Source organism: Roseivirga sp. E12, assembly GCF_017592825.1.
Taxonomy (GTDB): Bacteria; Bacteroidota; Bacteroidia; order Cytophagales; family Cyclobacteriaceae; genus Roseivirga.
In genome coordinates this window covers 208,202-222,049 of record NZ_JAGFMD010000002.1, presented here as the reverse complement: position 1 = coordinate 222,049, position 13,848 = coordinate 208,202, and the positions used below count along the sequence as shown (strand labels likewise).

10 protein-coding genes are annotated in these 13,848 nt (G+C 41.9%); 6 read left to right on the top strand and 4 right to left on the bottom strand.

All coding sequences use genetic code 11. From position 1 onward, the window contains the following. The first annotated feature begins 55 nt into the window (after positions 1–55). From J4E76_RS08595 to J4E76_RS08585, 3 genes are all read left to right on the top strand, one after another. Positions 56–1,348 (top strand): MFS transporter, encoded by a 1,293-nt coding sequence (locus J4E76_RS08595; RefSeq protein WP_208503136.1) that lies wholly within the window; start codon positions 56–58, stop codon positions 1,346–1,348. Positions 1,349–1,510: 162 nt separating this feature from the next. Beyond that, positions 1,511–2,194, top strand: a complete 684-nt coding sequence (locus J4E76_RS08590; protein ID WP_208503135.1) for a SusF/SusE family outer membrane protein — start codon at positions 1,511–1,513, stop codon at positions 2,192–2,194. A 59-nt stretch (positions 2,195–2,253) separates the two neighbouring features. Next, a complete protein-coding gene (locus tag J4E76_RS08585) occupies positions 2,254–5,895 on the top strand; it encodes a DUF4961 domain-containing protein (protein ID WP_208503133.1) in 3,642 nt (1,213 codons plus the stop codon). A 46-nt stretch (positions 5,896–5,941) separates the two neighbouring features. Here the strand turns inward: J4E76_RS08585 and J4E76_RS08580 are convergent, their stop codons facing one another. Further along, entirely contained in the window at positions 5,942–6,715 is a 774-nt protein-coding gene (locus J4E76_RS08580) for an AMP nucleosidase (protein WP_208503131.1), read from the bottom strand. Positions 6,716–6,755: 40 nt separating this feature from the next. Here J4E76_RS08580 and J4E76_RS08575 point away from each other — a divergent pair, with 40 nt between their 5' ends. Together J4E76_RS08575 and J4E76_RS08570 are read left to right on the top strand one after the other, a co-directional pair. Continuing rightward, positions 6,756–7,217, top strand: coding sequence for a type I restriction enzyme HsdR N-terminal domain-containing protein (locus J4E76_RS08575; RefSeq protein WP_208503129.1), 462 nt, complete (start codon positions 6,756–6,758; stop codon positions 7,215–7,217). Between the two features lie 16 nt (positions 7,218–7,233). Beyond that, positions 7,234–8,322, top strand: coding sequence for an alkane 1-monooxygenase (locus J4E76_RS08570; RefSeq protein WP_208503127.1), 1,089 nt, complete (start codon positions 7,234–7,236; stop codon positions 8,320–8,322). Here J4E76_RS08570 and J4E76_RS08565 read toward each other — a convergent pair. Continuing rightward, positions 8,319–9,128 (bottom strand): SDR family oxidoreductase, encoded by an 810-nt coding sequence (locus J4E76_RS08565; RefSeq protein WP_208503125.1) that lies wholly within the window; start codon positions 9,126–9,128, stop codon positions 8,319–8,321. The genes J4E76_RS08570 and J4E76_RS08565 overlap by 4 nt on opposite strands. A gap of 81 nt (positions 9,129–9,209) precedes the next feature. Continuing rightward, on the bottom strand, positions 9,210–10,325 hold the full coding sequence (gene ald / locus J4E76_RS08560) for an alanine dehydrogenase (protein ID WP_208503123.1): 1,116 nt from the start codon (positions 10,323–10,325) through the stop codon (positions 9,210–9,212). Between the two features lie 335 nt (positions 10,326–10,660). On the opposite strand from ald, the gene J4E76_RS08555 reads away from it, so the two are divergent. Next, positions 10,661–13,075 (top strand): thiamine pyrophosphate-dependent enzyme, encoded by a 2,415-nt coding sequence (locus tag J4E76_RS08555; protein WP_208503121.1) that lies wholly within the window; start codon positions 10,661–10,663, stop codon positions 13,073–13,075. Here the strand turns inward: J4E76_RS08555 and J4E76_RS08550 are convergent. Further along, positions 13,072–13,839, bottom strand: coding sequence for a hypothetical protein (locus J4E76_RS08550; RefSeq protein WP_208503119.1), 768 nt, complete (start codon positions 13,837–13,839; stop codon positions 13,072–13,074). The two genes, J4E76_RS08555 and J4E76_RS08550, sit on opposite strands and share 4 nt — an antisense overlap. Between the last annotated feature and the right edge of the window lie 9 nt (positions 13,840–13,848).

Sequence of the window (13,848 nt, the reverse complement as noted above, 5' to 3'; positions counted from 1 at the left end):
TTTCAAGAAAAGGGACTACTTAGTAGTCCCTTTTTTTATGCATTTTTAGTGATAGATGAACCAGGTAAAACTAAATGACAGAAGAGTCACTAATGGTTGGTGCATGTACGACTGGGCCAATTCTGTCTATTCGCTCACAATAACTACTGCCGTATTTCCCATATACTTTGAAAGTGTAACCACCAGTGCTGAAGGCAGTAAACTGGTAGACTTTTTAGGTTGGCAGTTACCCAATACCGTACTCTATTCTTATGCGCTGTCAGTATCTTTTTTATTAACCGCTCTAATGCTGCCATTATTGACTGGCATTGCTGACTATACAGGTAAGAAGAAGACCTTTCTTAAGATCTTTGCCTATTTGGGTGCATCAGCATGTGCAGCGATGTTCTTTTTCGAGGGCTCAAATATTGAGTTTGGGATAATAATGGTGATTTTGGCCAGTATCGGTTATTCCGGAGGCCTGGTTTTCTACGATGCATATTTGCCTGAGATAGCCACTGCCGACAGGTTTGACAGGTTAAGTGCCAAGGGTTATTCCCTTGGATATATTGGAAGTGTCATACTGTTGATTTTGAACCTTCTGATGATTCAAAAACCAGAGATGTTCGGTTTGCAGGAGGGTTCACTCCCTGCCAGAATTTCCTTTCTTACAGTGGCTGTTTGGTGGGCTGGTTTCGCTCAAATTACGTTTAATCGCCTTCCAGCGAATCCCTTTAATAAAACGGAGACAGATCATTGGTTTAAGAAAGGCTATAAAGAATTAAGACTTGTTTATAGCCAAATAAAGACCTTGCCGAATCTAAAGCGGTATGTGTTGGCCTACTTCTTTTTTAACGCAGGAGTTCAAGCGGTTATGTATTTGGCTTCGCTGTTTGGATCAAAGGAACTTCAACTACCAACCGAAGCCTTGATCAAGATTGTTCTTATTATCCAACTTGTGGCGATCGGTGGAGCATACCTATTTGCTAATCTTTCCAAAAGGAAGGGCAACGTGTATTCCTTAATGGCTATGATAATCATTTGGATCGTTGTATGCATTATGGCATTCTTTGTTCAGAATGAAATGCAGTTCTATGGACTGGCCATTATGGTTGGGTTGATTATGGGTGGTATTCAATCCCTTTCGAGATCAACATACTCCAAACTTATCCCTGAAGACACGCAAGACCACGCTTCCTTTTTTAGTTTTTATGACGTTACCTTCAACGTTTCTATAGTGGCTGGTACCGTAGCTTATGGGACGATTGAATGGCTCACCGGTTCAATGAGGTTTAGTGCACTTGGCCTAGGCGTTTTCTTCATCATAGGCTTAATAATAGTTCGCAATGTCAAGGTTAGAAAGGTTTGACCATAGACAAGCTATGAATCCTTTTTACCGCAAACGTTTGCAACGCGATTAGTGCTCTGAAGCCTCTTTAGCTTAGTTTTTTATAGCTATTATTGATTCTATACGGATTTTGTAAGCAGGAGACGCCTGTTTTATGGAATCGATTTTAAAACTTAAAAGAGCATGAAAAAACTACTTTACACTATGATTGCGATGTCATTATTGACATTCGCCATTACCTCCTGCGACAACGGGAATGCCGATTTTGATGTTGTCGATGTCGCACCGGTAATTTCTATTGCTGATCCCGGGAATGTAATTCAAGGACAAGCAGTAAATATTGAGGTTTCGTTTACTGATGGAAGCGAAAACTTATCTCAGAGTACATTGGCCTCGGCAACTTATGACCTTTCGAATGGGACTACTTCAGTTGCTTCTGGATCATTTACTGTAACCGGAAGAACTGCATCTGGGACGGTATCAGTTTCAGGAGGTCTAGCTGCTGGTGATTATACGTTAAGCGTAACAGCTGTTGACTCTAATGGAAATTCAGGAACTGAGACTTTTGGTTTTGCAGTTACTTCTGATTTCTCAGTAGGAATCATTGGTTCGGCTACGCCAACTGGATGGGATTCTGACACAGACTTAAGCTTTGTTACAGGAACTCAGTATGAGGTCACAATTGCTTTGACAGCAGGTGATGCAAAATTTAGAGCAAATGATGATTGGGGTACTAACTGGGGCGATACTGCATTCCCAACGGGTACTGGTACTCAGGATGGAGCAAATATTCCAATCGCAACTGCAGGTACTTACCTGGTGACTTTTGATACATCCACTGGAGCATATACATTCACTGCACAGTAGTCAAAAGAAAGAACTAGTTAAAAAGCCCAGTAACTGGGCTTTTTTTAACACTAACCTTTATGAAGAAATATCTATTTCCGCTAATACTGTTCTTTCTGACAACATCCCTTTCGTTCGGGCAGATTGTAACATTGGAGCCATCAACAGCTAATGGTGATCAAGAGGTCAAACTGATTTTCGATGCTACTCAAGGCGATGCTGGTTTAGTAGGGGCAAGTAAGGTATATGTTCATACGGGTGTGGTTACAGATAGTCCAACCGGTACCGCATGGACCTTTGTAAAGGGTAATTGGGGTGCCGATGATGGCATTGGTCTTATGACCAAAGTGTCAGGAGAAGATGACAAGTGGGAAATCACTCTTTCTCCCTCTGCACGAGAGTACTATGGAGTGCCTTCTGGTACCAATATGTTCAGGCTATCAATGGTGTTCAGGAATGCTGACGGATCCTCCAAAGGAGCAGGTACTCCTGGCTCAATCAATGGTGGAGAAGTAACTTCTAATGGCGACATCTACATGGATTTGAATGTTGCCAACTTTGTGACTATAACGTCACCTACCAACGAAGACATTTTTGTTGTAGATGGAGAGTCTGTTACACTTTCAGCTGAGGCCTCTAGTGATGTTACCGCTATGGCAATCTCTGTAGATGAAGGAAATGGTTTTGATGAAAAGGCCAACGTCACATCTGGTAATACAATCAGTTTTGACTTTACACCCACGGCAAGTTTTCAGGGAACGTTAAAGGTAACGGCTACGGTCAATGGAGAGAGTCTAGAAGTGACTCAGCCATTGAATGTGACCCTTACACCAGCCACTCAAGAATTAGCACTGCCCGCAGGCCTTGAAAAAGGAATAAACTATGGTGATGATCTAACCAAAGTTAGCTTAGTGCTTGAAGCCCCAGGAAAAGACTTTGTTTATGTGGTAGGAGATTTTAATAACTGGCAAGTTGGGTCAGACTACCTAATGAATGTAACTCCTGATGGTGAACTATTCTGGATAGAACTCTCAGGCTTGACGGCCAACCAAGAATATGTTTTCCAGTACCTAGTTGATGGCAATATAAGGGTAGGAGACCCCTATGCCGATAAGGTTGCCGACCCATGGAACGATTCGTTTATTCCAGCCTCAGTCCATGAAGCAGTTCCTACTTATAACAATATTGAATATGGTATAGCAACAACATTTCAAACAGGGCAAACCCCTTTTGCATGGGGTGCCTCAGAAGGTGCCTGGCAAAGACCGGAAAAAGAAGACCTAGTGATCTATGAACTACTAGTAAGAGATTTCATTGGCACGCACAGCTATCAAGACCTTGTGGATACGCTGGATTACATTGCTGGTCTTGGGGTAAATGCAATAGAACTAATGCCAATTATGGAGTTTGAAGGCAATGAATCATGGGGCTATAACCCTATGTACTTTTTTGCGCCTGACAAGTACTATGGTTCAAAAGACAATTTGAAGACCTTTATTCAGGCCTGTCACCAAAAAGGAATTGCAGTCATTTTAGATATGGTATTGAATCACGCCTTTGGCTTAAACCCAATGGTAAGGATGTACTGGGATGAAGCCAATAGCAAACCCGCAGCCAATAGCCCATGGTTCAACCCTGATGCCACACACCCTTTTAATGTTGGCTTTGACTTCAACCACGAAAGTACCTACACTCAAGACTTTGTTGACTCAGTCAATGCTTACTGGATAAATGAGTATCACTTTGATGGATACAGATTCGATTTGTCCAAAGGGTTTACCCAGAGAAATAACCCTAGTGATGTAGGAGCCTGGTCGGCCTTTGATCAGTCTAGGATAGACTTGTTAACTCGAATGAGTACTGAGCTCTGGTCTGTAGACCAAGGTGCTTATGTAATTCTTGAGCACTTTGCCGATGGCACGGAAGAAGCCGCTCTCGCTGTGGCAGGAATGCTTCTTTGGAGAAACGTAGGATTCTCGTATTGGAGTGCTCTTGGCGGCTCAACAGGAGACACCTTCCAAGGAGCTACGGCTAGTACTCATGTTTCGTATATGGAAAGTCATGACGAACAAAGACAACTATGGGAAGTCTTTCAAGAAGGAGGAGCTACAGATGGCTATAATACCCGAGATACAACAATCGCCTTAGAAAGGCTGAAAATGAATGCCGCCTTTATTTATACCCTCCCAGGGCCTAAGATGCTTTGGCAGTTTGGCGAACTAGGCTATGATATTGATATCAACTTTAATGGAAGAGTAGGGAATAAGCCCTTAGTTTGGGGTGCGGGCAATTTGGGCTATTACGAAGACCCTTTGAGAGGCTATACCTACGATGCCTTTGCCGCAGTGATTGGATTAAGAAACCTTATCAATCAAGAATCGAACATTAGCTATGTATATGACTTTAGTGGCGATATAAGATCCATATCGATTGACTCCGATGATTTAGATGTACTGATTGTTGGCAACTTCGGACTGACTGCTACCACAACTGACATCACATATACACAAACAGGAGAGTGGTATGATTACTTTTCGGACGGGCCAGTGGCTGTGGGCGATGTGAATACCTCAATAGATCTTGCGCCAGGTCAGTTTAGAATTTTTACTTCTAACGATGTGTCGGATGGGTTTCCAGGGGTTGTTGAAGCATTTGTGAGTCCAGTTACCGTAAACCCAGAAGTGTTTGGACCAGATGATGAAATCACCATTACGTTTGATGCTACTAAGGCCAATCCCGATGGCACAAGCGGACTTGTAGGTGCATCCAAAGTGTACATGCATGCCGGAGTTGTCTTTGACGATGTCAATAGCCAAGCCATACAGAATTTAGTTGGTAGCCTTACAGACGATGGTGTGGGTCTTATGACAAAAGTCGATGGAGAAGATGACATGTGGCAGATCACGATTACGCCAACAAACTATTTCTCTATCACGAGTGGGGAAGCTGTAAGGCTCGGTATGTATTTCAGAGATGCTGATAATTCTAATGTTGGTAAGGGATTCAGAGGCTCTACAGTATTTCTAGACATGGAATTGGAAGGAGAGCTAATTAGCGTTTCTCCAGCGGAATTCGATCAGGATGATCAAATCACTTTGACTTATGATGCTAGGTTTGGTAATAGAGGTCTTGTGGGTGAAAACAAGGTGTATATGCATTCGGGTATCAGTTTTTCTGAAAACGGGACTGCGTTTGAAGATGGTTTTGTAATTGGCAACTGGGGAGAAGATGATGGCGTTGGCCTAATGACTCGATCTTCAGAAAATGCGAATAAGTGGCAAATCACTTTTACCCCGACACAATACTATGGGATGAGCGATACCGATGTTGCCTATCGTTTAGCAATGGTATTTAGAAATGTCGATGGTAGTAAAAAGGGTGCTGGAACTCCGGGCGATTTTGAAGGGGGTACTGTAATTGCCAATGGGGATATATTCTTTGACTTCCCAATCATCAAAGAAGTCACTAGTATCGAAGATGAGTTACCAGGCTTCAACTACTACCCAAATCCAACACAAGGAATTATTAATTTCTCAGGCGATATACCTGGTATCCCCAGAGCAATAAAGATTTTTGACCTTAATGGAAACGAAGTCTTCAACCAAAAGCTGTCTCGTGGAAGGGTAGAACCAGTGGACATAACAGGATTAAAGTCAGGCCTCTACCTACTAAGAATATTGACCGACCAAAAGCGGTATACTTTGAAAGTTCTTGTTAGGTAAAGAAGAAATAAAAAAGGGAGGCTTAAGCCTCCCTTTTTTATTGAGTTTATTCGAATTGCATATGCTTGACAGAGTCTCCCGAGTCCCTTAATTCTCGGAGTGAGTCGATGCCAATTTCTAGATGAGCATTTACATAATCGCCAGTTACCTTGCTATCACTTGCCTCGGTCTTAACACCTTCAGGAATCATCGGGTTGTCAGACACTAATAGTAGGGCACCTCTAGGAATTTCATTCACGAATCCCACAGTGAATAACGTTGCTGTCTCCATATCAACAGCCATTGCACGGATTTTTCTTAAATACTTTTTGAAAGCCTTGTCATGCTCCCAAACTCTTCTGTTAGTGGTATAGCATGTTCCGGTCCAATAGTCTCTTTGGTGCTTCTTAATCATAGAAGAAACAGCCCTTTGCAATCTAAATGAAGGTAGGGCAGGTATTTCTACAGGCATATAGTCGTTACTTGTTCCTTCTCCTCTAATAGCCGCGATAGGCAGTATCATATCGCCCAGTTGGGTTTTCTTCTTTAAACCACCGCACTTGCCAAGGAATAAGACTGCCTTAGGGCTGATGCTGCTTAAAAGGTCCATCACTGTGGCTGCCATCGCACTACCCATTCCAAAGTTGATGATTGTGATGTTCTCTGCAGTTGCACTCTGCATCGGTCTGTCTTTTCCCCTAATCTCGACCCCGAATTTCTCAGAGAACATGTTTACATAATTAATAAAGTTGGTGAGTAAGATGTACTCTCCGAACTCTTCATTAGGCACTCCAGTGTATCTAGGGAGCCAATTTTCTACTATTTCTTGTTTGGTTTTCATATAGCTTATTTGGTTCAGGAGAATTATTTAGCTTTGCCAAATGCTCGAACTCAGGCTTCCGAAATACGAATATCGAATTGAACAAAGGGCCGGCAAGTTAGCCATTTTCGATCCGATAAGGAAGAAGTTCATTGTATTAACCCCAGAAGAATGGGTTCGGCAACACTTTCTTAATTTCCTTAATAATCATTTAAACTATCCTTCAAGCCTTACTAGTGTGGAGACAGGGCACAAGTATAACTCGCTAACGAAAAGAAGCGATATCATGGTTATGGATAATGAGTTGAAGCCTCTGGTCTTAGTCGAGTGCAAAGCTGCCTCAGTGGCTATTAATGAGTCCACAGTTAGACAGTTGGCTGTCTATAATACCGCTTGCAAGGCGCGTTTGTTAATTGTAACTAATGGAATTGTAACATATGCTGGTCTTTGCGACAACACCAACGATTCTTTTGAAGGACTGATGGAAATTCCTGATTATAATAGTTTGACAGCTATGCTTTGATTCAGTAAATTCCTAGGTGAGTTTTATCAAGAAAGCAGGGTTTCTTACAGCATTCATAATTCCATTACTGGCCATCCTCGGATTCTATTTAGGAGGTTACTGGAATTTTATGGCGTCCGTCTTTGTCTTTGTTTTCATTCCCTTAGCAGACTGGATTATTGGAAAAGATCCAGAAAACATGACTGATGAGAAAGCCATATTGGTATCAGAGCAATTCTACTACAGGTTGATCACTTACATATGGACATTCTTTCAGCTTGGCTTCCTAATGTGGGGTGCCTTCGTGATTGCTGAAAGCGCAATGGAGCCGATATTCTTGATTGGGTTTATTCTTTCCTTCTCTCTGGTTACTGGTGGTATTGGCATTACAGTGGCACATGAGTTAGGGCATAAGAAGTCAAAGCTTGAACGAGTTTACTCTCGGATCATCCTGATGACGGTTTGTTATATGCATTTCTATATTGAACACAACCGAGGTCATCATGTATATGTAGCTACTCCTCGTGATCCAGCGACAAGCCGAAAGGGAGAGAACTTCTATGCCTTTTGGCTTCGCTCTGTAATAGGTAGCTATTTCAGCGCATGGAAGCTTGAGAGAAGCAGATTGGAAAGAAAAGGCATCAAGTTCTGGAGCTTCTATAATGAAATGATCTGGTATACCCTTTTGCCAATATTTTTTGCTTTGGCTTTGACTACAGGGGCAAGTATCTACTTTGATCGATTGGTATGGGAGGTGCCTTTGTTCTTTTTCATACAGAGTGTTTTAGCATTTACTTTACTGGAAATCGTCAACTATGTTGAGCATTATGGCATAGTCCGAAAAGAGAATTCACCAGGGGTTTATGAAAGAGTAAATCCAATGCATTCATGGAATTCCAATCACCGATTGAGCAATTTCTTCCTCTTTCAACTTCAGAGGCATTCCGATCATCATGCCAATGCGATTAAGCGATATCAGGTTTTAAAACATTATGAAGAGTCTCCGCAGTTACCTTCGGGATATCCCGCAATGATTTTATTGGCGGCCATACCACCTCTGTGGTTTAAATGGATTAATCCTAAGCTAAAGACCTGGGAGGAAACAGTTTATAATCGAGCTAACTAGAGACTCTTACTGGCCTTTTCATCAGCCCTTTTTGCATGATTTTTTCTTTGAATGTTGCCAACCATGTTTGCGACTGTATCTCGGCTGAGCAACCGCGGAAGAAAGGCGCTGAGTTTATTCCAAAACCCTGGTACTGCAACTACCTTTCCCTTCATTAGGGCATTGAAAGCATATTCAGCCACAAAGTCACTGTCCATGATGTTAAACTTGATGTTCGGATCATCGTTGCCATTCGCCTTGGCAAAGTTGGTTTTGGTCATGCCTGGGCAAATTACTGTGGCGTTTATTCCTGTTCCTTTCATTTCATTGGCCAATGCCTGAGTGAAATTCAGCAAATAAGACTTAGAGGCATGGTAAGTCGACATTAAGGGGCCAGGAACAAATGCGGCAACTGAAGCATTGTTGAGAATGTAACCTTTCCCGCGAGAGATCATACCTGGTAATAGAAGCTTAATAAGTTCTGTTGCAGTGACCATATGAACCTGCAACATAGCACGGTCTTTGGCCCAACTGCTTTCCGCAAAGTATCCGAAATTGCCGAAGCCTGCGTTATTGAAAATTAAATCTACTTCAATGCCCTGGCCTTTAAGGAAATTGACGATTGTTTCAGCAGCTTCTTCAGCAGATAAATCCAGAACAAGGGTGATAACGGACGAACCGAGATTCTGCAGTTTGGCGGAGGCTTTTTCTAAGCCTTCAGAGTCCATGTCCACCATAACAAGGTTATAACCTTTGGTGGTCAATAATTTGCAGAATTCGAATCCAATGCCACCAGCAGCGCCAGTAACTAATGCAGTATCAGCCATTTTGTATTTGTTCGGGGAAAATTATATAAAAAAAGGAACCTCTAAAAATAGAGGTTCCTTTTCGGTAATACTTTTAAGCTATTAGGCCAAGTGTTGGTCTAAAGAAACGTACGGTAAATCAAATGCCTCAGCTACTGCTTCATAGACAACATCTCCTTTAATTACGTTCAAGCCTTTAGCCAGTTCTACATCGTCATTACATGCCTTTTTCCAACCTTTGTTCGCCAACTGGATAGCGTATGGAAGGGTGGCGTTAGTGAGTGCCAACGTAGAAGTGTAAGGTACAGCTCCTGGCATATTAGCTACGCAGTAGTGCAACACATCATCAATAACATATGTAGGCTCTGCGTGAGTAGTAGGTCTACAGGTTTCAATACAACCTCCCTGATCTACTGCTACGTCCACAAGCACGGTACCTGCCTTCATCTCTTTAAGCATATCTCTTGTAATAAGATGTGGAGCTTTAGCACCAGGAATCAATACTGCACCAATAATCAAATCAGAATCTTTGATCATTGCACGAACATTATATTCGTTTGACATCATCGTTTTGACGTTAGCCGGCATGATGTCATCTAATTCTCTCATCCTTTTTAAGCTGATATCCATCATTGTCACATCAGCACCCAGGCCCGCAGCCATTTTTGCAGCTTGGGTTCCAACAATACCACCACCAAGGACTAAAACCTTAGCAGGAAGCACACCAGGCACACCACCTAGTAACTTGCCCATACCACCAAGAGGCTTTTCTAAGTAGTTGGCACCTTTTTGAGTTGCCATACGTCCAGCCACTTCTGACATTGGTACTAACAATGGTAAGCTACGGTCCGCTTTTTCTACTGTCTCATATGCCAGACAAACTGATTTGTTTGCAATCATAGCCTTAGTCAATGGCTCATAAGAAGCAAAGTGGAAGTAAGTAAAGAGTAATTGGTCTTCTTTGATAAGGTTATACTCAGACTCTATAGGCTCTTTTACCTTCATGATCATTTCGGCAATCGCATAAGTCTCCTCAATTGTGGGGAGAATTTGTGCACGTGCACCTACGTAGTCTTCATCAGTAAAACCACTTCCCAGACCAGCTGTAGATTGAACATAGACGGTATGACCGCGCTTTGTAAGCTCAGCTACGCCAGATGGGGTAGCAGCTACTCGATTTTCGTTGTTTTTTATTTCCTTAGGTACGCCAATGATCATGATAAAAGGACGTTTAAATTTTAGTGTGCGCAAATATAGCAAGTGGAGATAACAAACGTTTGCTATTGAAATAAAAAAGCACTTAGGTACTGATAATCAGAAGGAAATGTGACTACATAGGCTAATCTCAAAATTATGTTCTTTTTGATCAAAATTGAAAAGAATAAAATTTTGCTAATCTCTGTTATTTGAATTTGAGATTTGATTCAAAAATCATTCACAGAATAATATTCTATGAATGGTGTCTTTTTGCTTCTTAAACCAAATTTGATTTGTCTTAAATATTGATTACTTTTGTGTTCCATTTGATTGGGAAACAACCGTTCATTAAAACCATGAAGCCTGTGGGAGCAACAAAGAGTATTAACAAGCGAAAGGTTAGTGTAGAAGATGTCCTTAGAGATTATCGCCTAGTCTTTGAAAGTAGAGAAGCTAGTTTGATAGGCCGAAAGGAAGTCTTCATGGGGAAGGCAAAGTTTGGCATCTTCGGTGATGGTAAAGAATTAGCTCAAATCGCCATGGCCAAAGTCTTCCAGAATGGAGACTTTAGATCCGGTTATTACCGCGATCAAACCTTCATGTTTGCTATTGAAGGCTTGACTATTCAGCAATACTTCGCTCAATTATATGCTCACACTTCTATAGAGGCAGAACCAGCGTCTGGCGGCAGACTAATGAATGGCCACTTTGCGAATCGTCTTTTAGACGAAAATGGAGATTGGAAGAAGCAGACGGAAATGAAGAACTCCAGTGCTGATATTTCTCCGACTGCAGGTCAGATGCCACGTTTAGTGGGTTTAGCTTATGCTTCCAAACTCTATAGAGAAAACAAAGAATTACACGGACTCAGCGATTTCTCCATCAAGGGAAATGAGGTAGCCTTTGGCACAATCGGAAATGCTTCTACATCAGAAGGGCATTTCTATGAAAGCATTAATGCCGCTGGCGTTCTTCAGGTCCCGATGGTTATGTCTGTTTGGGACGATGACTATGGGATTTCTGTGCCGAAAGAGTATCATACAACAGGTGGGAGTATCTCTGAATTCCTTTCTGGAATGCAAAGAACAAAGACTAAATCAGGTTACGAGATTATTAAGGCAAAAGGTTGGGACTACTTGGGACTAATTGATGCCTTTGAAAAAGGAACTAAAATAGCAAGAGAAGAGCATGTCCCTGTTCTAATTCATGTTCAGGAGATGACTCAACCTCAAGGGCACTCTACATCTGGATCCCATGAACGCTATAAACCAAAAGAGAGACTTGAATGGGAGAAGGAGCATGACTGCCTTGTCCAGTTTAAGAAGTGGATTCTTGAGAACAATATCTCTAGCGAAGAAGAAATAGCTGAAATTGAAAAGGAAGCTAAAGCTACCGCAAAAACTGCTAGACAGAATGCTTGGAATGGTTTTATCGATGATATCAAAAAAGACCAAGACAAGGCAGTAGAAATTCTTGAGGCCTTAGGAAGCGAAAGTGCACATGGAGGCACCATCCTTCAAATCGTTTCAGAACTCAAAAGTACCCTAAACTCAATCAGACTTGACACTTTTAAGGTCGTCAAGAAGGTTTTGAGAATTACTCGTAACGAAGAAACATCTGCGAGAGCCTCACTGGTCGCTTGGCTAGAGAATGCGAATAAGGAGAACCATTCACGTTTTAATTCTCATGTGATGAGCGAATCTGCAGATGCTTCCTTAAGGGTAGAAGAGATCGAAGCTGAGTTTTCGGAGTCATCACCATTGGTTGATGGGAGGGAAGTACTTCAGGCTTGCTTCGATGCAGCCATGAGTAGAGATCCTCGCGTTTTTGCCATTGGCGAGGATGTAGGGAAAATCGGTGATGTAAATCAGGCATTTGCAGGTCTTCAAGATAAGTATGGGCAGCTGAGAGTAACGGATACCGGAATTCGAGAGACTACCATCATCGGTCAGGGAATTGGTGCAGCCTTGAGAGGGCTTAGACCAATAACAGAAATCCAATACCTGGATTATTTGCTATACGCGATTCAAACACTTTCTGATGACTTAGCTACCCTGCAGTACAGGACGGCAGGGGGTCAAAAGGCGCCACTCATTATTAGAACAAGAGGCCATAGACTAGAAGGAGTATGGCACTCAGGATCACCAATTGGAATGATTTTGAGCAGTCTTAGAGGTATTAATGTATTAGTGCCTAGAGATATGACACAAGCTGCTGGTTTCTATAATACCATGCTTAAATCTGATGATCCAGCATTAATCATTGAATGTCTTAATGGGTATAGATTAAAAGAGAGAATCCCAGATAACATTGGTGAATTCACTGTACCATTAGGTAAACCAGAGATACTGAGAAGTGGTGAAGATGTGACTGTCGTGACTTATGGCTCGATGTGTAGAGTGGTAATGCAAGCGGCACAAGAACTAGAAGAAGTTGGTATTTCGGTTGAAGTCATTGATGTGCAAACATTACTTCCATTCGATGTTGATCATTCAATCATTGAATCACTCAAGAAAACGAATCGTGTGGTGTTTGCTGATGAAGATGTACCAGGCGGTGCCTCGGCTTACATGATGCAGAAGGTTCTGGAAGAGCAACAAGGTTACTTACAGCTCGATTCTCAACCAGTGACTATCGCAGCAAAAGAACACAGACCAGCGTATGCTTCTGATGGGGATTACTTCTCTAAGCCAAATACTGAGACGGTATTCGATAAGATTTATGAACTAATGAGTGAGTCCGACCCAGTTGGATTTCCTGAGATTTACTAGTTGGTAGAGGCAATTGTGATGCCCTGAAGAGTGAATTCCTCAGTTCTGGCCACATTGCTCTCGTTTAAGGCACGATCACGAATTTTGAATTCCAGCATCAGTGTGTCCGTCCTAAAAATGGGAAGGAACAAACCTGAATTCATCTCATAAGTAACCACGCCTTCGATTGGGCGATCGTTGTTTCGAATAAAATCGCATGGATTATCTTCACTAGAAAGGCATGGGAACCTTCCATCGAATGAGATACCACATAAGGTAGTTTTATTTGCGCTACCTCGAGGCTGAGCTCTCATCTCAAGCTCTTCAAAAACACCATTGTTTTTAACCAAAAAATCAACTTCAATGTTAAATTGATTTTCGTTGAAATTGATCAATAGTGTGTCTAGAAAATCAGCGTCATTATTAAGGTCTAGATTTTCTCTATCCTCAATAACATAATTCACACAAGAAAAAGGAGGGTCAGTTGGTCTCTCTCCAAACTCAATAAATCCGTTAGGGCCAGTTACTAATCCGAAAGAGTTATATGGGGCATTGTTTTCATTACCATCAAGGCCCAAATCCCCGTTGCCATCTTCTACATTAAATGAGAGGCTCAGTACTGTTTCCTCAAAAAGAGGGTCACCCTCATTCCTAATTTGAAAAGTGATATTATCAAAACTGATAGCTGGAGCATCCGGTAAATCTGGGGGCTTATTGCAGCCAATTGCGACCAGCCCGAGAGCTGTTATGGCCAACAAAACCTTTGAAAAGTGTGTAATTCTCATGCAAAGCAT